Annotated in this window: 19 protein-coding genes and 1 riboswitch; of the genes, 6 read left to right on the plus strand and 13 right to left on the minus strand. The window is 72.4% G+C overall.

The genetic code is table 11. The features are described 5' to 3' along the window. Positions 1–120 precede the first annotated feature (120 nt). Both ACFYY1_RS24405 and ACFYY1_RS24410 read right to left on the minus strand, forming a co-directional pair. Positions 121–939, minus strand: coding sequence for an inositol monophosphatase family protein (locus ACFYY1_RS24405; RefSeq protein ID WP_388589060.1), 819 nt, complete (start codon positions 937–939; stop codon positions 121–123). Between the two features lie 36 nt (positions 940–975). Next, positions 976–2,103: a ferrochelatase gene (locus tag ACFYY1_RS24410; protein WP_388589063.1), complete on the minus strand. Its 1,128-nt coding sequence runs from the start codon at positions 2,101–2,103 to the stop codon at positions 976–978. A gap of 153 nt (positions 2,104–2,256) precedes the next feature. On the opposite strand from ACFYY1_RS24410, the gene ACFYY1_RS24415 reads away from it, so the two are divergent. Together ACFYY1_RS24415 and ACFYY1_RS24420 are read left to right on the plus strand one after the other, a co-directional pair. Beyond that, complete coding sequence (locus tag ACFYY1_RS24415; protein ID WP_388589065.1) at positions 2,257–3,498, plus strand: MFS transporter; 1,242 nt, start codon at positions 2,257–2,259, stop codon at positions 3,496–3,498. Further along, on the plus strand, positions 3,461–4,777 hold the full coding sequence (locus tag ACFYY1_RS24420) for a D-arabinono-1,4-lactone oxidase (RefSeq protein WP_388589068.1): 1,317 nt from the start codon (positions 3,461–3,463) through the stop codon (positions 4,775–4,777). The genes ACFYY1_RS24415 and ACFYY1_RS24420 overlap by 38 nt, the downstream gene beginning before the upstream one ends. 68 nt (positions 4,778–4,845) lie before the next feature. On the opposite strand, the gene ACFYY1_RS24425 is transcribed toward ACFYY1_RS24420, so the two are convergent. Beyond that, complete coding sequence (locus tag ACFYY1_RS24425) at positions 4,846–5,928, minus strand: hypothetical protein (RefSeq protein ID WP_388589070.1); 1,083 nt, start codon at positions 5,926–5,928, stop codon at positions 4,846–4,848. 497 nt (positions 5,929–6,425) lie between these two features. On the opposite strand from ACFYY1_RS24425, the gene sepH reads away from it, so the two are divergent. Next, entirely contained in the window at positions 6,426–7,493 is a 1,068-nt protein-coding gene (gene sepH / locus ACFYY1_RS24430) for a septation protein SepH (protein WP_388589072.1), read from the plus strand. A 122-nt stretch (positions 7,494–7,615) separates the two neighbouring features. Here the strand turns inward: sepH and ACFYY1_RS24435 are convergent, their stop codons facing one another. Further along, a complete protein-coding gene (locus ACFYY1_RS24435; protein ID WP_388589074.1) occupies positions 7,616–8,443 on the minus strand; it encodes a sulfurtransferase in 828 nt (275 codons plus the stop codon). A 232-nt stretch (positions 8,444–8,675) separates the two neighbouring features. Between ACFYY1_RS24435 and ACFYY1_RS24440 the strand changes: the two genes are divergently transcribed. After that, positions 8,676–9,452, plus strand: a complete 777-nt coding sequence (locus ACFYY1_RS24440; protein WP_388589077.1) for a VOC family protein — start codon at positions 8,676–8,678, stop codon at positions 9,450–9,452. A 20-nt stretch (positions 9,453–9,472) separates the two neighbouring features. Here the strand turns inward: ACFYY1_RS24440 and ACFYY1_RS24445 are convergent, their stop codons facing one another. From ACFYY1_RS24445 to ACFYY1_RS24465, 5 genes are all read right to left on the minus strand, one after another. Beyond that, positions 9,473–10,351: a PaaX family transcriptional regulator C-terminal domain-containing protein gene (locus ACFYY1_RS24445; protein ID WP_388589079.1), complete on the minus strand. Its 879-nt coding sequence runs from the start codon at positions 10,349–10,351 to the stop codon at positions 9,473–9,475. 42 nt (positions 10,352–10,393) lie between these two features. Then, entirely contained in the window at positions 10,394–11,044 is a 651-nt protein-coding gene (locus ACFYY1_RS24450) for a thymidine kinase (protein ID WP_266729269.1), read from the minus strand. Between the two features lie 53 nt (positions 11,045–11,097). Next, positions 11,098–12,285 (minus strand): alkaline phosphatase family protein, encoded by a 1,188-nt coding sequence (locus ACFYY1_RS24455; protein WP_388589082.1) that lies wholly within the window; start codon positions 12,283–12,285, stop codon positions 11,098–11,100. Then, positions 12,285–12,881 carry a DUF5998 family protein gene (locus tag ACFYY1_RS24460; protein ID WP_266427777.1) on the minus strand — a complete coding sequence of 199 codons (597 nt, stop codon included), beginning with the start codon at positions 12,879–12,881 and terminating at the stop codon, positions 12,285–12,287. The genes ACFYY1_RS24455 and ACFYY1_RS24460 overlap by 1 nt, the downstream gene beginning before the upstream one ends. Positions 12,882–12,967: 86 nt before the next feature. Next, positions 12,968–15,844 carry a GNAT family N-acetyltransferase gene (locus ACFYY1_RS24465; RefSeq protein WP_388589085.1) on the minus strand — a complete coding sequence of 959 codons (2,877 nt, stop codon included), beginning with the start codon at positions 15,842–15,844 and terminating at the stop codon, positions 12,968–12,970. A gap of 173 nt (positions 15,845–16,017) precedes the next feature. Here ACFYY1_RS24465 and ACFYY1_RS24470 point away from each other — a divergent pair, with 173 nt between their 5' ends. After that, on the plus strand, positions 16,018–16,299 hold the full coding sequence (locus ACFYY1_RS24470; RefSeq protein WP_356088077.1) for an HPr family phosphocarrier protein: 282 nt from the start codon (positions 16,018–16,020) through the stop codon (positions 16,297–16,299). 301 nt (positions 16,300–16,600) lie between these two features. On the opposite strand, the gene ACFYY1_RS24475 is transcribed toward ACFYY1_RS24470, so the two are convergent. From ACFYY1_RS24475 to ACFYY1_RS24490, 4 genes are all read right to left on the minus strand, one after another. Next, positions 16,601–17,296 (minus strand): GntR family transcriptional regulator, encoded by a 696-nt coding sequence (locus ACFYY1_RS24475; protein ID WP_388589088.1) that lies wholly within the window; start codon positions 17,294–17,296, stop codon positions 16,601–16,603. 225 nt (positions 17,297–17,521) lie between these two features. Next, on the minus strand, positions 17,522–18,337 hold the full coding sequence (locus tag ACFYY1_RS24480) for a M23 family metallopeptidase (protein ID WP_388589092.1): 816 nt from the start codon (positions 18,335–18,337) through the stop codon (positions 17,522–17,524). A gap of 13 nt (positions 18,338–18,350) precedes the next feature. Next, positions 18,351–18,516: riboswitch (cyclic di-AMP (ydaO/yuaA leader) on the minus strand. Between the two features lie 273 nt (positions 18,517–18,789). Then, on the minus strand, positions 18,790–20,172 hold the full coding sequence (locus ACFYY1_RS24485; protein WP_388589095.1) for a M16 family metallopeptidase: 1,383 nt from the start codon (positions 20,170–20,172) through the stop codon (positions 18,790–18,792). Positions 20,173–20,198: 26 nt separating this feature from the next. Continuing rightward, a complete protein-coding gene (locus ACFYY1_RS24490; protein WP_388589098.1) occupies positions 20,199–21,590 on the minus strand; it encodes a M16 family metallopeptidase in 1,392 nt (463 codons plus the stop codon). Positions 21,591–21,860: 270 nt separating this feature from the next. Between ACFYY1_RS24490 and ACFYY1_RS24495 the strand changes: the two genes are divergently transcribed. Beyond that, a complete protein-coding gene (locus ACFYY1_RS24495) occupies positions 21,861–24,311 on the plus strand; it encodes a DNA topoisomerase (ATP-hydrolyzing) subunit A (RefSeq protein ID WP_388589099.1) in 2,451 nt (816 codons plus the stop codon). Positions 24,312–24,319 lie beyond the last annotated feature (8 nt).

The raw sequence follows: 24,319 nt of genomic DNA on the forward strand, positions 1-24,319 counted from the left end.
CGCCGGGGGAGACGCCCGCCCCCCCCCCGGGGGGCCGCCGGGGGGCGCGCGGCCCCCCCGGGGGGGGCCGCGGGGGGGGGGGACAAGACCCCCCGCCCCGGGCGGACCCGGTCGGCCCTTCTAGTCGTGCCAGGCGCCGAACTCCTCCAGGAGGGCCTGCAGCGGCTCGAAGACGCCCGGTGCGGCGGCGACCGTCAGATCGCCGTCGGCGGGCAGCCCGGGACGCCCGCCGGTGCGCGCGCCGGCCTCGCGGGCGATGAGGTCGCCCGCCGCCAGGTCCCAGGGGTGGAGCCCGCGCTCGTAGTAGCCGTCGAGACGGCCCGCGGCCACGTCGCAGAGGTCGACGGCGGCGGAGCCGCCGCGCCGGATGTCCCGGAGCCGCGGGATCAGCTTGTGGGCCACGTCCGCCTGGTGCGTACGGACCTCGCTGACGTAGTTGAAACCGGTCGAGACGAGCGCCTGGTCGAGCGGCGGCGCGGGCCGGCAGCGCAGCGCGGCGCCGTCGCCGTACGCGCCGCCCTCGGCGTACGCCCCGCCACCGAGCACCGCCCGGTACGTCTCACGGCGCATCGGGGCCTCCACCACGCCCACGACCCGCACGCCGTCCCGTTCGGCGGCGATGGACACGGCCCAGGTGGGCAGCCCGTAGAGGTAGTTCACGGTGCCGTCGAGCGGGTCGATGACCCAGCGGATGCCGCTGCTGCCCTCGGCACTGGTCCCTTCCTCTCCGAGGAAGCCGTCCTGCGGGCGGCGCTCGGTCAGGAAGCCGGTGATCAGCTTCTCGGCTGCGAGGTCCATCTCCGTGACGACGTCGATCGGGCTGGACTTGGTCGCGGCCACCCCCAGATCGGCCGGGCGGCCGTCACGGAGCAGCGCGCCCGCGCGTGCGGCGGCCTCCAGGGCGAGGGCGAGCAGTTCGGACAGGTTCGGGTCGGTCACGGCTCTCCAGGGGTTCGTGGGCGTACGACGGGGCGGTCACGCGTACGGGCTGTCGGCGCCCGCCGCGGCGGGCTTCGGGGCCCTGGCCGGGCAGCAGCCGACCGGGCAGAGGTCGTGGCCCGGCCCGAGCGCGCCCAGCGCGCACCGCGGCGCGTCCTGCCCCCGCTCGGTGGCGGCGCGCTCCAGCACCAGCTCGCGCACGGCCGCGGCGAACCGGGGGTCGGCGCCGACGGTCGCCGACCGGCGCACCGGCAGCCCCAGCTCGGCGGCCTTCGCGGTGGCCTCCGTGTCGAGGTCGTACAGGACCTCCATGTGGTCCGAGACGAATCCGATGGGGGCCATCACCGCGGCGGGCACCCCGTCCGCGTGCAGTGCCTCCAGGTGGTCGCAGATGTCGGGCTCCAGCCAGGGGATGTGCGGGGCGCCGCTGCGCGACTGGTAGACGAGCCGCCAGGGGTACTCGACGCCGGTCTCCTCGCGCACCGCGTCGACGATCAGCCGGGCGACGTCGAGGTGCTCGGCGACATAGGCGCCGCCGTCGCCGTGCGCCTCCACGGGGCCGGAGGTGTCGGCCGCGGAGGTGGGGATGGAGTGCGTGGTGAAGGCGAGGTGCGCCCCGGCCCGTACGTCCTCGGGGAGGTCGGCCAGCGAGGCGAGGACGCCTTCCACCATGGGTGCCACGAACCCGGGGTGGTTGAAGTAGTGCCGGAGCTTGTCCACCCGGGGCACCGGCAGCCCCTCCGTCTCCAGGGCGGCCAGTGACTCGGCGAGGTTCTCGCGGTACTGCCGGCAGCCGGAGTAGGAGGCGTAGGCGCTGGTGGCGAGGACGGCGATGCGGCGGTGCCCGGCGGCGCTCATCTCGCGCAGGGTGTCGGTGAGGTACGGCGCCCAGTTGCGGTTGCCCCAGTACACCGGAAGATCCAGCCCGTGCTCGGCGAAGTCCTTGCGCAGGGCGTCCAGCAGGGCCCTGTTCTGGGCGTTGATCGGGCTGACGCCGCCGAACAGGAAGTAGTGCTTGCCGACCTCCTTCAGCCGCTCCTCGGGGATGCCTCGGCCACGGGTCACGTTCGCCAGGAACGGGACCACGTCGTCCGGGCCTTCGGGGCCGCCGAAGGAGAGCAGCAGCAGGGCGTCGTAGGGGGCGGGATCGCGCAGATCGGACATGGCACCGATCCTGCCACCCGCCTCGGACAGCCCTCCCACCGACATCGGCTCCAAGGCCGCCCCCGCTGCCGGACCGATCGCGCCGACCGTAATCTGTATCGGTTACGTTCACGTATGACAGGCGCGTGTGATCACGCTGTTCCGGAGCCCTCCTTGCCCAGTCCCTACCGCGCGATATTCGCCGCCCCCGGCACCAAGGAATTCTCGGCGGCCGGTTTCCTCGGCCGGATGCCGCTGTCCATGATGGGCATCGGTGTGGTGACCATGGTTTCCCAGCTCACCGGCCGTTACGGGCTGGCCGGAGCGCTCTCCGCGACGCTGGCGATGTCCGCGGCGGTGATCGGGCCGCTGATCTCCCGGCTCGTCGACCGGCACGGACAGCGCCGGGTCCTGCGTCCCGCCACTCTCGTCGCGCTGGCGGCGGTGGCCGGGCTGCTGTTCTGCGCGCAGCAGCGGCTGGCCGACTGGACGCTCTTCGTCTTCGCGGCGGGCGCCGGCTGCGTGCCGAGCGTGGGTTCGATGGTCCGGGCCCGCTGGGCGGAGATCTACCGCGGTGCGCCGCAGCAGCTGCACACCGCGTACTCGTGGGAGTCGATCGTCGACGAGGTGTGCTTCATCTTCGGGCCGATCATCTCGATCGGGCTGTCCACCGCCTGGTTCCCGGAGGCCGGGCCGCTCCTGGCGGCCGGGTTCCTGCTGGTCGGCGTCCTCTGGCTGACCGCGCAGCGGGCCACCGAGCCCGTTCCGCATCCGCGCCGGGAGCACACCGGCGGCTCGGCGCTGCGCTCCCGGGGCCTCCAGGTGCTCGTGGTGACGTTCGTGGCCACCGGCGCGATCTTCGGCTCCATCGACGTGGTGACGGTGGCCTTCGCCGAGGAGCGGGGCCACAAGGCCGCGGCCAGCCTCGTACTGGCCGTGTACGCGCTGGGGTCCTGTCTGGCCGGAGCGGTCTTCGGGGTGCTCCGCCTCAAGGGGAAGGCGTCCACCAGGTGGCTGGTGGGTGTGTGCGCGATGGCCGTGAGTATGATCCCCCTCCAACTGGCCGGGAACCTGCCGTTCCTGGCCGTGGCGCTCTTTGTCGCGGGTCTCGCCATCGCACCGACGATGGTCACCACCATGGCCCTCGTCGAGCAGCATGTACCGCGCACCGAACTGACCGAGGGCATGACCTGGACCAGCACCGGGCTCGCCGTCGGAGTGGCGCTCGGCTCCTCGGCCGCCGGCTGGGTGGTCGACGCGTCGGGGGCCGAGGCGGGGTACGTGGTGCCCGTCGCGGCGGGAACGCTCGCGGCCGCGGTGGCGTTCCTGGGGTATCGCCGGCTCAGCGGGCCGGTTCTCATGGAAGGGCGCGCGGAAGATGACCGACGCACGGACGACGACGAACGCGTGGCGTAACTGGGCGGGGAATGTCAGCGCCCGGCCGGTACGGGCCGTGTCCCCGGCCTCCGTACCGGAGCTGGCCGAGGTGCTGCGCCGGGCCTCCGAGGACGGCCTGCGGGTGAAGCCGGTCGGCACCGGCCACTCCTTCACCGCGACGGCGGCCACCGACGGTGTGCTGATCCGCCCGGACCTGCTCACCGGCATCCGCGACATCGACCGCGAGGCGATGACGGTGACCGTCGAGGCCGGCACCCCGCTGAAGCGGCTGAACACGGCGCTGGCCCGCGAGGGCCTCTCGCTCACCAACATGGGCGACATCATGGAGCAGACGGTCGCGGGCGCCACCTCGACCGGCACCCACGGCACCGGCCGTGACTCGGCGTCCATATCCGCGCAGATCCGCGCCCTCGAACTGGTCACCGCCGACGGCACGGTGCTGACCTGCTCGGAGAAGGAGAACGCCGACATCTTCGCCGTCGCCCGGATCGGGCTCGGCGCGCTGGGTGTCATCACGGCGATCACCTTCGCCGTGGAACCGGTCTTCCTGCTGACGGCCCGTGAGGAGCCGATGACCTTCGACCGGGTCATGGGCGATTTCGACGAGCTGGTCGCCGAGAACGAGCACTTCGAGTTCTACTGGTTCCCGCACACCGGGAACTGCAACACCAAGCGCAACAACCGCAGCGCCGGCCCCGCCGCCCCGCCCGGAAAGGTCAGCGGCTGGATCGAGGACGAGCTCCTCTCCAACGGGATCTTCCAGGTGGCCTGTTCACTGGGCCGGGCGGTGCCCGCCACCATTCCCTCGATCGCCAAGCTCTCCAGCCGCGCCCTGTCGGCCCGTACGTACACCGACATCCCCTACAAGGTCTTCACCAGCCCGCGCCGGGTCCGCTTCGTGGAGATGGAGTACGCGCTGCCGCGCGAGGCGGCCGTGGAGGCGCTGCGCGAGGTGAAGGCGATGGTCGAGCGTTCGCCGCTGCGGATCAGTTTCCCGGTGGAGGTCCGTACCGCCCCCGCGGACGACATCGCGCTCTCCACGGCCTCGGGCCGCGAGAGCGCGTACATCGCCGTCCACCTCTACAAGGGCACGCCCTACCAGGCGTACTTCACGGCGGTCGAGCGCATCATGACCGCCCACGGCGGCCGCCCGCACTGGGGCAAGGTCAATACGCGTGACGCCGAGTACCTCGCCGGGGTGTACCCGCGGTTCGGCGAGTTCACCGCCGTACGCGACCGGCTCGACCCGGACCGGCTCTTCGGCAACGACTACCTGCGCCGGGTCCTGGGCGAGTAGGCCCTTCCGGCCCGCGAACGGCCCCGCGCTCCCCGGGCGTACCTGCCCGGGGAGCGCGGGGCCGTTCGTCACTGCCCGGTGTCCGTGCCCGCGGTGGCGCCGTTGCCCTGTGCCGGGGCCTCGCCCGAGGGGTCCGTGCCGGCGGTGGAGCCGTCGGCGGGGGCCGACGGGGAGGGAGTGGCCGCCGGGGGCGGGCTCGTACCGTCACCGGTACTGCCGGACTGCGTGGGGCGGGGCGTCGGATCGGCCGAGGAGCCCTCGCCCTGTCCCTGGTCCGGGCTCCGGCTCGCACCGCCCTGCGGGTCCGTACCGGGCGTCGCGCCGCTGTCCTGGCCCGGCGTCCGCTCCTGACCGGTACCGGTGCTCGTCGTCGGCGCCGGACCGTCCGGCCCGGAACCCCGTTCCCCGCCGCGCACGACGGAGCCGACGGTCGTGCCCTGACCACCGCTCAGATCGTTGCCGGAGATCAGCTCGTACGTGGTGATTCCGGCCATCGTGAGGACGAAGACCACCGCCGCGCCGAGCGCCGACCGCTTCCAGCCCCGGATCCGGGTGCCGTGCGTGCTGGCTTCGGAGAACTCCTCGTCCGGATCCGGGCGTGCCGTGGTGAGCAGCTGGGTCGCGTCGAGGGGCCGCAGCATGCGGGTGCGGTCCGGATCGTCGGCCGGGGCGGGTGGCGGAAGCGTGGCGTCCGCCTTGCGCAGCACCGTCGTGGCGTCCGCCTTGCGCAGCACGGTCGTGGCGTCCATGGCGGGCAGCACCGTGGTGGCGTCCCCGGCATCCGTGGCATCCGCGGTTCCGCGGGGAGCACCGGCCGGGGTCCCGGCCGGTGCTCCCCGCACCTCCTTCGTCGCACGCGCATCGCCCGTCTCACGCGTATGCACCGTCACCTCGCGGCCCGGGTGCTTCACCTGAACGGTGACCTCGCGGATCTGCTCACCCGTGCGACGGAAGAAGTGCTGGAAGACGGAACCCCCGCAGGTGGCGACGACGCTCATCACTCCGGCGCCGAGGATCGTTCCGTACACACCCAGCTGGGAGGCGGCCACCGCCGCCGCGACCGCTGCCACGGCACTGCCCGCCACCTGCGGCACGCTCAGATCTATACGCCTTTCCTTGGGTTCTATGTCGCTTTCCGGCTTCTGCACCATTTCCAGCCCTTGATTGACATCTCTCCCACCATGCAACAGGAAGGGACAATTGAGCGAAGTGATTAGTTCCGCTTCGGGAGATTCTGTGAAGCAGGACACCCGCGAGGGGTGCACCGTTGCGGGCCGGGTAGCTCAACTCCCGCACCTCAGGAGAACTTCGACGGCGCGGCGGTCCACCCTGGTGGCCCGAATGGAGTACTGTGGCGAGCCCTGGGGCCGGACTCCCGAGCGGGTGTCCGGGATCTTCGGGAGGGGGCCGAAGGAGGCACTCGATCCGGCGGCGCCACGGCATCGCACGGCGACTGGATACATGAGGTGACCAGCGGTCACTTTCTGTTGCAGAATAGGTCACCGTGTCATACCGGCGATCAAGGGCTCACGCCCGACACGCCGGGCAACACGGCAATGTTGTGGCAGGCTGCACCCGGGCAGGCCACACTCGACTAGCGGAAGCAGCGACGCACGTGACGTCGGCAGGCACCACCCGGGAGGTCCCCATGCCCGAACTGCGTGTCGTGGCCGTCTCCAACGACGGCACACGACTGGTGCTCAAGTCTGCGGACAGCACGGAGTACACGCTTCCCATCGACGAGCGGCTGCGAGCCGCCGTGCGCAACGACCGCGCGCGACTCGGCCAGATCGAGATCGAGGTGGAGAGCCACCTCCGCCCCCGCGACATCCAGGCGCGGATACGAGCCGGTGCCTCCGCCGAGGAGGTCGCCCAGTTCGCCGGGATCCCCGTCGACCGTGTCCGCCGCTTCGAGGGCCCCGTGCTCGCGGAGCGCGCCTTCATGGCCGAGCGGGCCCGGAAGACCCCCGTGCGCCGTCCCGGCGAGAACACCGGACCCCAGCTCGGCGAGGCGGTGCAGGAGCGGCTGCTGCTGCGCGGCGCCGACAAGGAGACCGTCCAGTGGGATTCCTGGCGCCGCGACGACGGCACCTGGGAGGTCCTCCTGGTGTACCGGGTCGCGGGCGAGCCGCACTCGGCCAGCTGGACCTACGACCCGCCGCGCCGGCTGGTCCAGGCCGTGGACGACGAGGCGCGTTCACTGATCGGCGAGACCGACGACGTCGCCGCGCCCGAGCCGAGCTTCCCGTTCGTGCCCCGGATCGCCCGGCTGCCGCGCGACCGGCCGCTGGACCGTGCCCTGGACCGTCAGATGGAGCGGCCCACGGCCCCGCCGCCCCCGCCCGAGCCCGAGGAGCACATCGCGTCCGTCTCGGCCGGTGAGCGCGATTCGCTGACCAGCCTGCTGGAGGCGGTACCGAGCTTCCGCGGCGACATGGTGGTGCCGGAACGGCCGACGCAGCCCGAGCCCCCCGCGATCGAGCCCGCCGCACAGGAGCCGGAGGCCGACGAGCCACCGGCCGCGGCAGCCTCCGCGGGCGCCGGTTCCGCCTACGCGGACGTGCTGATGCCGCGAGCGGTGGCCGGCCACCGCGACCGGCTGACCGGTACGACGGACCGCCAGGCCGAGGCGGACGGCGTCCGGCCGGGCCGCCGGGCCGCCGTACCGACCTGGGACGAGATCGTCTTCGGTACCCGCCGCAAGAAGCAGGACTGAGCGGGATCCACGGCATGACGAGGGCCCGTACGCCACTGCGTACGGGCCCTCGTGCCGTCCGCGTCCGCCGCACCCCGCGCTCATGCGGCCGGGCGCGGCGGTCCCGGTCGGATCGCCCGCCGTTACCGGGGCTCGGGCCCCGTGGCGACCGGGCGGGACTCGTCGCCGGACCACTCGGACCAGGAACCCGCGTACAGCGCCGCGGGGATCCCGGCGACGGCCAGGGCCAGGACTTCATGGGCACCGGAGACGCCGGAGCCGCAGTAGACGCCGATCTCGTCCGCCCGGTCGGCGCCGAGCTCCTTGAAGCGGACCGCCAGCGCCTCAGGGGCCAGGAACCGCCCGTCGTCCCCCGTGTTCTCGGAGGTCGGGGCCGAGACGGCGCCCGGGATGTGGCCGCCCACCCGGTCGATCGGCTCCACATCGCCCCGGTAGCGCTCGGCGGCCCGCGCGTCGAGCAGCAGCCCCGAGCGGGCCAGCGCCGCCGCTCCGTCCGCGTCGAGCAGCCCCAGCGCACCGGGAGCGGGCCGGAAGTCGCCCTCGGCCGGGGCCGGGATCCCGGTCTGGAGATCACCCGTCCAGGCGGCGAGACCGCCGTCCAGGACCCTGACGTCCGGGTGACCCGTCCAGCGCAGCAGCCACCAGGCACGGGCCGCCGCCCAGCCCTGGCCGCCGTCGTACACGACCACCGGGGTGTCCCGGGAGACACCCGCCCGGCGCATCACGGCCCCGAATTCGTCCGGATCGGGCAGTGGATGGCGGCCGCCGCTGCCCGCGGGGCCGGCGAGTTCCGCGTCCAGGTCGACGAAGACCGCACCGGGAATGTGCCCGGCCTCGTAGTCGGGCCGCCCGTTCGGGCCGCCCAGCTGCCAACGTACGTCCAGGAGCACCGGCGGACGTGGCCCCGCCGACTCGCTCACGTATTCGGATGCGGTGATGATGGGCTTCATGGGTGCCATCCTCGCGCAAGAGGCGCCCTGTCCGTAACACCCTCGAAACGGGTGCACCGCGGCAAATCGGTCTCCCTGTGTCGAGATCCGGAAAGTGCGGCGCGGCCGGAGCACATCGTGCGCCGGGTGGTGCCAACATCTGCACGGGGCGTACACATCCCGTACCGCACGACGGCGCACCGGCCCCGTTCCCCCCGTAAGGCCACCCCGATGGTCCGAGGAGAGAGTGACGATGACCGAGGCTGCCGCCCCGCGTACGCCCGGAACACCTTGCTGGGTGAGTCTGATCGTGCACGGTCTGAGCACGACCCAGGACTTCTACGCCGACCTGTTCGGCTGGGAATTCGTGCCGGGTCCGGACCAGCTGGGTCCGTACGTCCGGGCGCTGATCGACGGAAAAGTGGTGGCGGGCCTCGGGCAGCTGCCGCCCGACCGGCATCTGCCGGTCGCCTGGACGACCTATCTGGCCACCGACGACGCGGACCTCACGGCGGAAACCATCCGGGCCTGCGGCGGCACGGTCGCCGTGGGCCCGCTCGACGCGGGTGAGGCGGGCCGGCTCGCCATCGCCTCCGACCCCGGGGGCGCGGTCTTCGGCATCTGGCAGGCCGCCGCGCACATCGGTACCGCGCTCGCCGGTGCTCCTGGCACGCCGGTCTGGAACGAGCTGGTGACCCGCGAGACCGCGACGGTCTGCAAGTTCTACCAGACGGTCTTCGGCTACGAGGCCGAGGCGGTCGTCTCGGCCGACTTCGACTACCAGACCCTGCATCTGGGGGGCCGCCCCGTGGCCTCGCTGCACGGTGTCGGCCACGCCCTGCCGCGCGATCGGGGCCCGCACTGGATGACGTACTTCGAGGTCTCCGACACCGACGAGGCGGCCCGGCGGGTCGTGGAGCTCGGCGGGTACGTCCTGCAGCCGCCCCGGGAGGGCGCGAGCGGCCGGGTGGCGACCGTGGCGGACCCGGAGGGCGCGACGTTCACGATCGTCCGGTCGGCCGCTCGCTGAGCCGGTCCGACGCTGGCGTCTCAGCCGGTCCGGACCCGTTCGACGTGCCGACGGGCGGGTCCGGCCAGCCGGGCGTGCATCTCGTCGAAGAGCTCGGAGGCGTGGGTTCCGCTCCATTCGGCGGGCAGCAGTTCACGCGCGACGCCGGGATCGAGGTAGACGAGCCGCCGCCAGTCGGTGAGCACCCTGATGTACGTCGTGAACGCCTCCCGGTCCGTCACTGCGGTACCGTTCGCGATCCGCTCGGCCACCGGGCGGTGCGCGGCGAGGAACTCGACGTAGAGCCGCTGCAGCCGGACGGTGTCCCACCAGGAGCGGACCTTCGCGGCGAGTTCCCCGGCGTCTCCCCCGCCGGCCGCCAGGTAGTCGGCCCGGAAGAGGTCGGCGTAGGAGCGCAGGCCGTGCCTGGCCAGCATGGACTCCGCCTCGTCGTGCACATGTCCCGGCGCGATCCACACCCCGGCGGACACGGAACCGAAGCCGAGCCGGGTGAGCTGGGTGCGCAGGGTGTGCCGCCTGGCCCGTTCGGACTCGGGCACCGAGAAGACGACCAGTACCCAGCCCTCGTCGACGGTGGCCCGCCGGGCCGCGAAGATACGCGGATCGCCGTCGCGCAGTATCCGCTCGGTCTCGGACGAGATCCGGTAGCCGGCCGCTCCGGACACCGGCCGTGCTTCGAGCAGTCCGGCCCGCTTCAGCCGGGAGACGCAGGAGCGTACGGTCGGCGCCTCGACGCCGAGGTCGGCGAGCAGCTGGATCAGCGAGGCCACCGACATCCAGCCGGCGGTGTCGCGCGCGTACAGCCCGTAGACGGTCACGATCAGCTGCCTGGGCTGCACCTTGCCCAGCGGGCCCGGTCCGGAGTCTTCCTCTTCCGCTTCCGCGCTCACCGTGTTCACCGCCTCATCCTAAGCAGCCGCGGGCGGTGGCCGACGGGCGGTTCAGGCGGAGGTGACGGGCAGTACGTCCGGCGACAGCACGCCCGCGCGGGCGGTGGCGCTGGTGGTCCTGCGCTGGTGGTGGCGTCGGCACAGCACCTCGTAACCGACCTCGCCCGCCTGCTGGTTGACGTCTCCCACGACCACCTGGGCGCCTTCGACGACCATCTCGCCACCGACCGTCCGGGCGTTGTGCGTGGCCCGCGCGCCGCACCAGCAGAGCGCTTCGACCTGGAGCGTCTCCACCCGGTCGGCCAGTTCGATCAGTCGCTGGGAGCCGGGGAACAGCTTGGTCCGGAAGTCGGTGGTGATGCCGAACGCGAAGACGTCCAGGTCCAGGTCGTCGACGATGCGTGCGAGCTGGTCGATCTGGACGGGAGCCAGGAACTGCGCCTCGTCGACGATCACGTAGTCCGCCCGGCCGCCCCGGCTTATCCGGTCGACGAGATGGGCGTACAGGTCCATGCCCTCGTCGGCCTCGACGGCCTCGGTGACCAGCCCCAGGCGCGAGGAGAGCTTGCCCTCCCCCGCCCGGTCGTCGCGGGTGAAGATCACGCCCTGCAGGCCGCGGGCCGACCGGTTGTGGCCGATCTGGAGCGCCAGCGTGCTCTTTCCGCAGTCCATCGTTCCGGAGAAGAACACAAGCTCGGGCATGAGGGGTCGAGCACCTTTCGGGCATGGGAAGCGAGGTGGGGGAGAAACGCGGGTTACGAGCGTACTTCGAGGAGCGGGACGAGCTGCTCGACGGGGGTCATCGAGCCGTGCATGCCGACCATCGCGGACTCGTTCGGCTCGTTGACGGAGGCGGTGATCACCACGTCGTCGTGGGCCGCCGCGACGACGTCGCCGATCCTGCCGTGGACCCGTTCGTCGATCTTCGGGCCGAACCAGCCGGCCGCGATCGCCTCGTCCCGGCTCGCCACCCAGAACTGCTCGCCGAGCACTTCCTGCCAGACGGTCAGCACGTCCGCCTCGGCGCCCGGGACGGCGTACACATGCCGGCACCGGCCCTCGCCGCCGAGCAGGGCGACGCCCGCGCGCAGTTCCCAGTCCTCGTCGAAGTCGATCCGGGACTGCTCGTCGAACGGGATGTCGATCATGCCGTGGTCGGCGGTGATGTAGAGCGCCGAGCGGGGCGGGAGCTGTTCGGCCAGGCGCCGCGCCAGGCCGTCCACGTACATCAGCTGGCCGCGCCAGGCGTCGGAGTCGACGCCGAAGCGGTGGCCCTTGCCGTCGACCTCGCTGTAGTACGTGTAGACGAGCGACCGGTCACCTGCGGCGAGACGTTCGGCGGCGGTGTCCATCCGCTCCTCGCCGGAGAGCCGGCCGAGGAACGAGCCGCCGCTGAGCGCGACCTTGGTGAGCGGGGTCTGCTCGAAGGCGGGGGCGGAGACCTGGGCGGTACGCACACCCGCGGCGTCGGCCAGCTGGAAGACGGTGGGGTACGGCTGCCAGGCCTTCGGGGAGGTCCAGGGCCTCCAGCGGAGCTGGTTCATCAGCTCGCCGGTCTCCGGGTTGCGCGCGCTGTAGCCGGGCAGGCCGTGCTCCCCGGGCGGGAGGCCGGTGCCCACCGAGGCCAGCGAGGTCGCCGTGGTGGCCGGGAAGCCCGCCGTTATCGGACGGCCGGTGCCGCCGCGCGAGGTGGGGAGCAGGGAGTGCAGAAACGGTGCCTCGTCGGGGTGGGCCTTGATCTGCTCCCAGCCGAGGCCGTCGATCAGGAACACGCAGTTCCGGTCGGCTGGGGTGAGTTCGGGGATCGCCGCGGCGAAGCCCGGAACACCCTGTCCGGCGACGAGCGTGGGCAGCAGGTCGGCAAGCGATCCGCTGCCGTACTCCGGCACCGGGGCGCTCTCGACGGGGAGCAGAACGGGGTCCTGCCAGGCCGGCTGTGCCATCAGCGGCCGGTCGCCGCGGTCGCGGCCGTGGCTTCGGAGAGCGCCTGGGCGAAGGCGAGGGTCTGGCGGACGGTGTCCGGGCCGTCTCCGGCCTCGCTGACCCGCAGGCTCAGGTCGTCGGCGGTGGAGTTGCCGGTGTAGCCGTGGTCGGCCTCGCAGTTGGGGTCGCCGCAGGCGGCCGGCTCCAGGTCGATCCGGGAGACGGCGCCCCAGCCGATGGTGAGGACGACCTCGCGGGGCAGCGTGCCGGGCACGTACTTCTCGGGGTTGGCGACGACCCGGCTGACCACGACCGACGAGATCCGGTCGAGCTTGACGGACTCCGTGGAGGTGGTGGCGTACGGGGTCGGGGAGCTGGTGTCGGCGTTCTGCTCGTCGGTGTGGCTGACGATGAAACGGTTGTCCGTCAGGACCAGGACCGTGACGTGGCGGCGCACCTCGTTGGAGTCGAAGGTGGTCTCCTGGTGCACCAGGTACGAAGCGACCGGCTCACCGCCCACGGCGGCCTCCACCGCCTCGGCCACGAGGGCCGGGTAGTAGCCACTGCGCTCGATCGCCGCGCGCAGCCCCTGGGTCGTCGTACCGGTCTTTGCCATGAGGACCATCCTACGGGGGGCGGATGACTGCCGGGGACGTTGCGCGGCGGGGCGGTCCGGCCCTCTCGGGCCCGGCGCCGCCCGGGTCAGTAGTTGGGGAGGCGGCGGGGGCCGAGATCGGTACGGGCCGGGGGCGGTGAGAGACGGACGCTCGCACCGAGGACGGTCAGCCCCTGGGTGGCCACCACGACCGGTTCCAGGGCGATGGAGACCACCTCGGGGTGGTCGTCGACCAGCCGGGAGACCCGCAGCAGCAGCTCTTCGAGCGAGGCGGTGTCCACCGGCGCCGCGCCGCGCCAGCCGAACAGCACCGGAGCGGCCCGGATGGACCGGATCAGCTCGGCGGCGTCGCGGTCGGTGGCCGGGACGAGGCGATGGGCGGTGTCCCCGAGGAGTTCGGAGGGCGCGCCCGCGAGCCCGAAGGAGAGGACGGCGCCGGCCGCCGGGTCGATCGTGGCCCGTACGACGGTGTCGACGCCGCGCGGCGCCATGGACTGGACCACGGGCCGGAGTTCGGCGGGCTTGCCGAGCAGGTCGGTCAGTTCGCCGTACGCCCGGCGCAGCGCGGTCTCGTTGGCGAGGTCGAGCCGGACACCGCCGAGATCGGCCCGGTGACGCAGGTGCGGCGCGGTGGTCTTGAGCGCCACGGGATAGCCGAGCCGGGCCGCCGCCGCGACCGCGGCGTCCGGGTCGGGCGCCGGGAGCGTCGGCCGTACGGTGATGCCGTAGCGGCCCAGGAGTTCGCGGGCCTGGTCGGGGGTGAGCTGCAGGCCCCTCGGGTCGGGGTCGGGGCCGAGGAGGGCGTCGATGAGGGCGGCGGTGCCGGGCTCGTCGATGGTGTCGTCGAGGAACTCGGGCACCTTGCCGGGCACGGCGGCCTGCCGTCGCCACTGCGCGTACCGCACCGCTTCGGCCAGGGCGCGCACCGCCCGTTCGGCGGCGGGGTAGGCGGGGATCCGGCCGTTCCGGGTGCCGGGGGCGCCGGCGAGGGGCGCCGCCGGTGCCGGACTCGGGCCGGTGCCGGGCGAGGTGGTCGCTCCGGTCCGCGCTGCCGGGGCGGGCGGGGTCCGGGCCGGGCGGGGCTGGGCGACCGTGCTGGTGGCCGCGGCGAGGGCCTCGGCCAGCCCGCCGATCTCGACGTGCACGACGGCGACCGGCTTGGTGGGGCCCGCGGCGGCGGCCGTGTGCAGAGCGGCCGCGAGCACCTCGCCATCGCCCGATTCCGCCTCGCCGTCCTCGCCGACCCACGGGATCGCCGTCACCACCACCGAGTCGCAGCCGTCGTCGGCGAGGGCCTCGGCCAGGGCGTTCCTGAAGTCCTGCGGGGTGGCGGCGGTGGTGAGGTCGAGGGGCGGGCGCGGGCGCAGCCCTTCGGCGAGGCAGGCGTCGTACGTGAGGAGGCCGAGCGATTCGGAGTTGCCGAGGATCGCGACCCGGGGGCCGGCCGGGAGCGGCTGGTCGGCGAGGAGGAGGCCCGCGTCGACCATCTCGGTCACCGTGTCGACCCGGATCACGCCCGCCTGCCGCATCAGTGCCGAGACCGTCGCGTCGGGGATCCGGCTGATCGGGACGGCGTGACCGGGCGGGGTGGAACCGCTGTGCCGGGCGCCCTTCACCACGACGACCGGCTTCACCGCCGCGGTGCGCCGCGCGAGGCGGGTGAACTTGCGGGGGTTGCCGAGCGATTCGAGGTACAGCAGGGCGACATCGGTATCGGGGTCCTCGTACCAGTACTGGAGGAAGTCGTTGCCGGAGATGTCGGCGCGGTTGCCCGCGGAGATGAAGGTGGACAGGCCCGCGCCGCGCCGGTAGAGCCCGGAGAGCAGCGCGATGCCGATCGCTCCGGATTGGGTGAAGAGGCCGATGCGCCCGGGGGCGGGCGGCTCGGGGGCGAGCGAGGCGTTCAGCCGGACCGTTTCGGCGTTGTTGATCAGGCCGAAGGCGTTCGGGCCGATGATCCGCATCCCGTACGAGCGGGCCTGACGGACCAGTTCGCGCTGCCGTTCCCGGCCCTCGGCGCCCCATTCGGCGTATCCGGCGGAGAGCACGACCAGGCCCTGGACGCCGTGCTCGCCGCAGTCCGCGACGGCTTCCGGGACCCGGTCGGCGGGGACGGCGACGACCGCGAGGTCGACCGGCTCGTCGATCTCGCCGATCGAGCGGTGGGCGGGGACGCCGTCGATGGTCACCTGGTCGGCGGCGAAGGCGCGGTTCACGGCGTACGTGCGGCCGGTGAAGCCGGCCCCGAGGAGGTTGCGCAGGACCGTGCGGCCGACGCCGCCCGGAGTCCGGCCGACGCCGATGACCGCGACGGATCCGGGGGCCAGCAGGCGCTGCACGGAGCGCGCCTCCGCCCGCTGCTCACGGCCGCGCTGGACGGCGAGGGACTCGGCGGTCGGTTCGAGGTCCAGGGTGAGGTGGACGGAGCCGTCCTCGAAGCTGCGCCGCTGGGTGTATCCGGCGTCCCGGAACACCTTGATCATCTTGTTGTTGGCGGGCAGCACCTCGGCGGCGAAGCGGCGGATGCCGCGCTCGCGGGCGACGGCCGCGATGTGTTCGAGCAGTGCCGAGGCCACGCCCCGGCCCTGGTGCGCGTCCTGGACGAGGAAGGCCACCTCGGCCTGGTCGGCGGGGGCGGAGGCGGGCCTGCCCCGCTCGTCGATCCGGTCGTAGCGGACGGTCGCGATGAACTCGCCGCCGACCGTGACGGCGAGCCCCACCCGGTCGACGTAGTCGTGATGGGTGAAGCGGTGCACGTCCCGGTCGGACAGCCGCGGGTACGGGGCGAAGAACCGGTAGTACTTCGACTCGTCGGAGACCTGCTCGTAGAAGCTGACCAGCCGTTCGGCGTCGTCCGTGGTGATGGGCCTGATGCGCGCGGTGCCTCCGTCGCGGAGCACCACGTCCGCTTCCCAGTGGTCGGGATAAGCGTGATGCGGACTCTGCTCGGGCGCGGGCTGCATGGGCAAAGCGTACGGCTCTGTCAGCGGTCGCGTAGGTCCCGGGGCCGGGGCAGTCTGGGAGGGCCGATCGGCAAGGTCGCGGGCGTTGCGGGCTGCTCCCGGGGTCGGCCGGAGCACTGCGCACCGCGTGAGAGACTGGTCTAGACAACTGTTGATTCGTGAAGGGCAGAACCATGGCTGAGCGCCGCGTCAACGTCGGTTGGGCCGAGGGCCTGCACGCCCGCCCCGCTTCCATCTTCGTCCGCGCCGCCACGGCTTCCGGCGTTCCCATGACGATCGCCAAGGCCGACGGCAACCCGGTGAACGCCGCCTCCATGCTCGCGGTCCTCGGGCTCGGCGCGCAGGGTGGCGAGGAGATCGTGCTCGCATCCGAGGCCGACAACTCCGAAGCGGCCCTGGACCGCCTGGCGAAGCTCGTCGCCGAGGGGCTCGAGGAGCTCCCGGAGACCGTCTGAAACACGTTCGGCGAGAGAGCCGCGGCACCCTGAACCAGGGGTCGCGGCTCTTTCTGTTTTCCGGCGCGGACCGTCCGGTGCTTTTGTTTCCGGCGCGGACCGTCCGGCGCCTTCCGGAGTCGACCGTCCAATGCTTTCCGGAGCGGACCGTCCGACGAGAATTCAGATGAACGCAATGCGGGCAGGCGGAGCATGGGCACACGGAATTCAGGCGGCACGGAATTCGACCCGGTCCGGCGACATCCCGCGCGATGACTTCTCCTTGTATCGCGACGACTTCTCTTTGTATACGGCGTAATTGTTAATCCCGGACGCCTGCGGTGTTTACGGAATGTTGCGTGGTCCTCACCCGGTCTGCGCCGGGAGCGGCGGGCCGTCGTCGCAGCCGGTGCGTGGCCGCGGCCCGCTCCGCGTGGTGCGCGGCCAGCGCCCTGGCCCGTTCCGCGTCGCCGCGCGCCACCGCGTCCACGATGGCCCCGCGCTCGGCCCAGGAGTCCACCGGGCCGACGGGCTGCTCGACCGCGTACATCCAGGCGATCTTGTGCCGCAGCTGCGTGAGCAGCGCGATCAGGCCGGGGCTGCCGGAGGCCTGCGCCAGCGTCTCGTGGAACCAGCCGCCCAGCGCGCGCAGGTCCTCGCCCTCGCCGCGCCGGGCCCGGTCCTGGCCGAGCCGCACGAGGCCGCGGAGCACCTTGAGGTGAGCCTCGGTGCGGCGTTGCGCGGCGCGGGCGGCACCCAGTGGCTCCAGCAGCGTGCGGACCTCCAGGAGGTCGGCCGCCTCCCGTTCGGTGGGCTCGGCGACGCAGGCGCCCGCGTGCCGGCGGGTGACCACGAAACCCTCGGACTCCAGGGTGCGCAGCGCCTCGCGCACCGGGACGCGGGAGACCCCGTAACGGCGGGCCAGCAACTCCTCCGTGAGACGGCTGCCGCGTTCGAAGACACCGGAGACGATGTCGTCACGGATTGCCGTGCATACCGAATGCGCCGGAATGCGCATGTCCGAACCTCCGCCTCAATCACCCGCAAATCGCGGCCGGCCGACGCCTGTTGTGCGACTCTATTGCAATGCGGCCGCATTTCCGATGCCGGGCGAAAATTCATGAATATCTTTTGGCCACGGGGTGACCGGGCGGGCGGTCGTCCCCCGCGGGCGGGCGGCTGAAATGCCGAAGGCCCCGGCATGCCGCCGGGGCCTTCGGACGAGGTGGTGCGTGGGCGTCGGTCAGACGTCGACGCCGTGGGCGCGCAGGTACGCGACCGGGTCCATGTCGGAGCCGTACGACGGGGTCGTCCGGGCCTCGAAGTGGAGGTGCGGTCCGGTCGAGTTGCCGGTCGAGCCGGAGAGGCCGATCTGCTGGCCCGCGCCGACGCTCTGGCCGACGGAGACGCCGATCGAGGAGAGGTGGCCGTACTGCGTGTACGTGCCGTCCGTCATCCGGAGCACGATGTTGTTGCCGTACGCGCCGCCCCAGCCGGCCTCGACGACGGTGCCGGCGCCGACGGCGACGACGGAACTGCCGGAGGCGGCGTGGAAGTCGATGCCGGAGTGGCTGCCGGAGGACCAGAGCGAGCCGCTGGACTTGTAGCCGGTGCTGACGTACGAACCGGCGACCGGAAGCCGGAAGGCGCCCAGGCGGGTGCGTTCGGCGGACCGGGCGGCGCGCGCCTTCTCGGCGCGGGCCTCGGCGGCGCGCTTCGCTTCGGCCTTGGCCTTGGCCTTCGCCTTCGCCTCGGCCTTCTTCTCGGCCTCGGCCTTGCGGTGGGCCTCGGCCTTCGCCTTCGCCGCGGCGTCGGCCTGGTGCTGCTGGGCGTCGGCCTGGGCGTCGATCCGGTCGGCGAGGGTCTTGTCGATGGCGATGACCTGGCTGAGACCGGTCTCGCTCGCGGAGGGGGCGTCGGAGTCCGCTGCGAAGGCGGGAGCGGCCAGGCCGCCGATGACGCCGGTGGTGGCCAGAGCCGCGACGCCGACGGCCTTCGCGCTGCGGCGCGTCAGTCGGCTCGGGGCACGGTGCTTCCCGGTGGCACGGGTGAACGCCATGGAGTGGCTGGTCCTTTCCTTCCTTCTCGCCTACCGGGTTAGCTGACGGGTTCGGAGCAGGAAGGTCTCCTACGGACGCCCCGGCCCGTGCGGGCTCAGGCATCCGATTCACCCCAGGGACTGCGTGGGTCCCCGGCTCCCCAGGCTCGCGCCTGACGGGGACTCGGCGATGACTGTCCGGTACGTCACGGATGCGGCATACGAGTGACGGACAGTCGAGCCGACGCTAAGCGGGGTCACTTTCATTCACCAAACGGACAGGCCGTTTTGTAGCGCATCCCACAGGGCAGACAGGCAACCTCCCCCCATAACGGACAAAAAGGAAGACCCTGGCGAGATCGCACTCGCAAGGGCCTTCCTTCTGTCCCGATATCTGGCGATATCGACATGCCGAGGGTGGGGGTGCGGCGGGGCTGATGACCGGCCCCGCCCGGCGCCCGCCGGGCCTCTCGTCAGCCGGTGACCACCGACACCTCTCCGATGCCCAGCTCCCGGACGGGCTCCTCGATCCGTGCCGCGTCGCCGACGAGGATCGTGACCAGCCGGTCACCCGGGAAGGCGTTGACGACCGCCGCGGTCGCCTCGACCGTGCCGGTCTCCGCGAGCCGGGCGTACAGCTGCGCCTGGAAGTCGTCGGGCAGGTGCTGCTCGACCTGGTCGGCGAGGGTGCCCGCGACGGAGGCCGCCGTCTCGAACTTCAGGGGCGCCACACCCACGAGGTTCTGCACGGCCGTCTCGCGCTCCTCGTCGGTCAGCCCCTCGGCCGCCAGGGTCCGCAGCACGGTCCACAGGTCCTTGAGCGCCGGTTCGGTGGACTCCGTGTCCACCGAACCGCTGATGGCGAGCATCGCGGCGCCGGTCGCCCCCGAGGCGGAGTCCGGAGCCGAGGACCGCAACACCTGGGCGAAGGCCCGTACGCCGTAGGTGTAGCCCTTCTCCTCGCGCAGCACCCGGTCGAGACGGGAGGTGAGGGTGCCGCCCAGGCAGTACGTGCCGAGCACCTGGGCCGGCCACACGCTGTCGTGCCGGTCGGCGCCGATCCGGCCGATCAGCAGCTGCGTCTGCACCGCGCCCGGACGGTCGACGATCACCACCCGCCCGGTGTCGTCCGCGGTGATCGGCGGGGCGGGGCGCGGGGCCGCGGTGTCCCCCGACCAGTCGCCGAGGGTGTCGGCGAGCAGGGCGTCCAGGTCGATGCCGGTGAGGTCACCGACGACCACGGCGGTCGCCGTGGACGGCCGGACGTGGGCGTCGAAGAAGGCACGCACGGCGGCCGAGTCGATCCGCTCCACCGTCTCCTCGGTGCCCTGGCGCGGGCGCGACATCCGCGCCTCGGCCGGGAAGAGCTCCTTGGACAGCTGCTTGGCGGCGCGCCGGGCCGGGTTGGCCTGCTCGTGCGGGATCTCGTCGAGCCGGTTGCGCACCAGCCGCTCGATCTCGCTCTCGGCGAAGGCGGGCGCCCGCAGCGCCTCGGCGACCAGCGCGAGGGCCTTGGCCAGCCGGGAGGCCGGGACCTCCAGGGAGACCCGGACACCGGGGTGGTCGGCGTGCGCGTCGAGGGTGGCGCCGCAGCGCTCCAGCTCGGCGGCGAACTCCTCGGCGCTGTGCTTGTCGGTGCCCTCGTTCAGCGCCCGCGACATGATCGTGGCCACGCCGTCGAGGCCCTCGGGCTCGGCGTCCAGCGGGGCGTCGAGGAAGATCTCGACCGCCACGACCTGCTGGCCGGGGCGGTGGCAGCGCAGCACCGTGAGGCCGTTGGGCAGGGCGCCGCGCTCGGGCGCGGGGAAGGCCCAGGGGCGGGCGGTGCCGGGGGCCGGCTGCGGGTGGTACTGCATCGAAACTCCAGTCGCGGCAGCGTCGGTCACTGGTCCGCCCCCTCGTGCGCGTCGGTGTCGTCGGCGTCGGCCGCGTCGGTCTCGTCGGTGTCCGCCGCGTCCGCGGGCTCGGCCGGTTCGATCGGCTCGTAGACCAGCACCGCGCGGTTGTCGGGGCGCAGCTGGGCCTTGGCGGCCGCCTGGACCTCCTCCGCGGAGACGTCGAGCACCCGCTGAACGGCGGTCAGGGCGAGCTGCGGGTCGCCGAACAGCACGGCGAACCGGCACAGTTCGTCGGCGCGGCCGGCGACCGTGCCGAGGCGGTCCAGCCATTCGCGCTCCAACTGGGCCTGCGCGCGCTCCATTTCCTCGGGCGTGGGGCCCTCGGCGGCGAACCGGGCGAGCTCCTCGTCGACCGCGGCCTCGACCTGCGGCACCTCGACGCCACCGGACATCTTGACGTCCAGCCAGCCCAGCGAGGGCGCACCGGCCAGCCGCAGCAGGCCGAACCCGGCCGCCACGGCCGTACGGTCACGGCGCACGAGGCGGTTGTGCAGCCGCGACGACTCGCCGCCGCCGAGCACGGTCAGCGCGAGGTCCGCCGCGTCGCACTCGCGGGTGCCGTCGTGCGGCAGCCGGTAGGCGGCCATCAGCGCGCGCGCCGGGACCTCCTCGCGCACCTCCTCGCGCAGCTGCTCGCCGATGATCGCGGGGAGCGTGCCGTCGCGCGGCGGCTGCTTGCCGTCGTGGGACGGGATGGAGCCGAAGTACTTCTCGATCCAGGCGAGGGTCTGCTCGGGGTCGATGTCGCCGACGACCGAGAGCACCGCGTTGTTGGGCGCGTAGTACGTACGGAAGAAGGTGCGCGCGTCCTCCAGGGTCGCGGCGTCCAGGTCGGCCATCGAGCCGATCGGGGTGTGGTGGTAGGGATGGCCCTCGGGGTAGGCCAGTGCCGTCAGCTTCTCGAACGCCGTGCCGTACGGGACGTTGTCGTAGCGCTGGCGGCGCTCGTTCTTGACGACGTCGCGCTGGTTCTCCATGGACTCCTCGTCGAGCGCGGCGAGCAGCGAGCCCATCCGGTCGGCCTCGAGCCACAGGGCCAGCTCCAGCTGGTGCGTGGGCATGGTCTCGAAATAGTTGGTGCGCTCGAAGCTGGTGGTCCCGTTGAGCGAGCCACCGGCCCCCTGCACCAGCTCGAAGTGGCCGTTCCCCTTGACCTGGCCGGAGCCCTGGAACATCAGGTGCTCGAAGAGGTGAGCCAGCCCCGTGCGCCCCTTGACCTCGTGGCGCGAGCCGACGTCGTACCAGAGGCAGACCGCGGCGACCGGGGTCAGATGGTCCTCGGAGAGCACCACGCGCAGGCCGTTGGCCAGGCGGTGCTCGGTCGCTGTCAGGCCGCCGGAGCCGGCCTGAGCGGTGGCCGTGTGACCCATGGGCATGTACGTCCCTTCGATCGCGATACTGGATTTCCTGCGAGACCTGTCACTTTAGGCAAGCGCACGGACCCCTGGCGAAGTTCCCGTAACGCGGAAGTTCGCATGAAAGAGGGGCGCATCCCCCGCGTGGCGGGGCGCGAAAGCGCCTCGGCCGGGGCCCGGAACGCCTCTTGGGACGGGTCGAGGTCGGCGATGTCAGTGCGGCGGTCCACAATGGTCCGCGTCAGAACCTGAGGTTGCCCGAACAGAATCCGTGAAGGAGTCGCAGCAGCGATGGCCCGCCGCAGCACGAAGACCCCGCCGCCGGACGACTTCGAGGAGAAGATCCTCGACATCGACGTCGTCGACGAAATGCAGGGCTCCTTCCTTGAGTACGCGTACTCGGTGATCTACTCACGGGCCCTGCCCGACGCCCGCGACGGCATGAAGCCGGTGCACCGCCGCATCGTGTACCAGATGAACGAGATGGGCCTGCGCCCCGATCGCGGCTTCGTGAAGTGCGCCCGCGTCGTCGGCGAGGTCATGGGCAAGTTGCACCCGCACGGGGACGCGTCGATCTACGACGCGCTGGTCCGTCTGGCGCAGCCGTTCTCCATGCGGCTCCCCCTGGTCGACGGCCACGGCAACTTCGGCTCGCTCGGAAACGACGACCCGCCGGCCGCCATGCGGTACACCGAGTGCCGGATGGCCGACGCGACGTCACTGATGACGGAGTCGATCGACGAGGACACCGTCGCTTTCCAGTCGAATTACGACGGCCAGGAGACGGAACCGACCGTTCTCCCCGCCGCGTACCCGAACCTCCTGGTCAACGGGTCGTCCGGGATCGCGGTCGGCATGGCGACCAACATGCCGCCGCACAACCTGGGCGAGGTCATCGCCGCCGCCCGGCACCTGATCAAGCATCCGGGCGCGGACCTGGAGACCCTGATGCGGTTCGTGCCGGGTCCCGACCTGCCCACCGGCGGCCGGATCGTGGGCCTGGGCGGCATCAAGGACGCGTACGCCCGCGGCCGCGGCACGTTCAAGATCCGGGCGACCGTCTCGGTGGAGAACGTGACGGCCCGCCGCAAGGGCCTGGTCGTCACCGAACTGCCCTTCACCGTCGGCCCGGAGAAGGTGATCGCCAAGATCAAGGACCTGGTCTCGGCGAAGAAGCTCCAGGGCATCGCGGACGTGAAGGACCTGACCGACCGCGAGCACGGCCTGCGCCTGGTCATCGAGGTGAAGAACGGCTTCGTGCCGGAAGCGGTGCTGGAGCAGCTCTACAGGCTGACGCCGATGGAGGAGTCCTTCGGCATCAACAATGTGGCGCTGGTCGACGGACAGCCGCTCACGCTGGGGCTCAAGGAGCTCCTGGAGGTCTATCTCGACCACCGCTTCGACGTGGTGCGCCGGCGCAGCGAGTTCCGCCGGGGCAAGCGCAGCGACCGGCTGCATCTGGTCGAGGGCCTGCTCGTCGCGCTGATCGACATCGACGAGGTCATCCGGATCATCCGGTCCAGCGACAACTCGGCGCAGGCGAAGGAGCGGCTCGTCGAGCACTTCTCGCTGAGCGAGATCCAGACGCAGTACATCCTGGACACCCCGCTGCGCCGGCTGACCCGCTTCGACCGGATCGAGCTGGAGAGCGAGCGGGACCGGCTCAACGACGAGATCGAGGCGCTCACCGCCATCCTCGAATCGGACACCGAGCTGCGCAAGCTGGTCTCCTCGGAACTGGCCGCGGTCGCCAAGAAGTTCGGCACCGACCGTCGTACGGTGCTGCTGGAGTCGGCCGGTGCGCAGGTCGCCGCGGTGCCGCTGGAGGTCGCGGACGACCCGTGCCGGGTGCTGCTGTCCTCGACCGGCCTGCTGGCCCGTACCGCCAATGACGAGCCGATCGTGCTCGCCGAGGACGCCAAGCGTTCCAAGCACGATGTGATCGTGTCGGCGGTGCCGGCGACGGCCCGCGGCGATGTGGGCGTGGTGACGTCGACGGGACGGCTGCTGCGGCTCGCGGTGATCGATCTGCCCCAGCTGCCGGACACCCATGCGGCGCCCAATCTGTCGGGCGGGGCAATGGTCGCCGAGTTCCTCACGCTGGAGAGCGACGAGACCGTCGTCTGCCTCACCACGCTCGACGAGGCCTCCCCCGGGCTGGCGATCGGCACCCTGCAGGGGGTCGTCAAGCGGGTGGTGCCGGACTACCCGGCCAACAAGGACGAGCTGGAGGTCATCACCCTCAAGGACGGGGACCGGGTCGTCGGCGCCGCCGAGCTGCGGACCGGCGAGGAGGACCTGGTCTTCATCACGTCCGACGCGCAGCTGCTGCGCTACCAGGCGGCGCAGGTGCGGCCGCAGGGCCGTCCCGCCGGTGGCATGGCGGGTGTCAAGCTCGCAGCGGACGCCGAGGTGATCTCGTTCACGGCGGTGGATCCGGCCGCGGACGCGGTGGTGTTCACCGTCGCCGGCTCGCACGGCACGCTGGACGACTCGGTGCTGACGTGCAAGCTCACCCCGTTCGACCAGTACCCGCGCAAGGGCCGGGCCACCGGTGGGGTGCGCTGCCAGCGGTTCCTCAAGGGCGAGGACGTCCTGGTGTTCGGCTGGGCGGGTGCGACGCCCGCCCGCGCCGCGCAGCAGAACGGCACGCCGAGCGAGCTGCCGGAGCCGGACCCGCGGCGCGACGGTTCGGGGACGCCGCTGGCCAAGCCGGTCGCGGTGGTCGCCGGCCCGGTGTAGCCGAACGG

This window comes from Streptomyces sp. NPDC001890 (assembly GCF_042891445.1).
GTDB lineage: Bacteria > Actinomycetota > Actinomycetes > Streptomycetales > Streptomycetaceae > Streptomyces.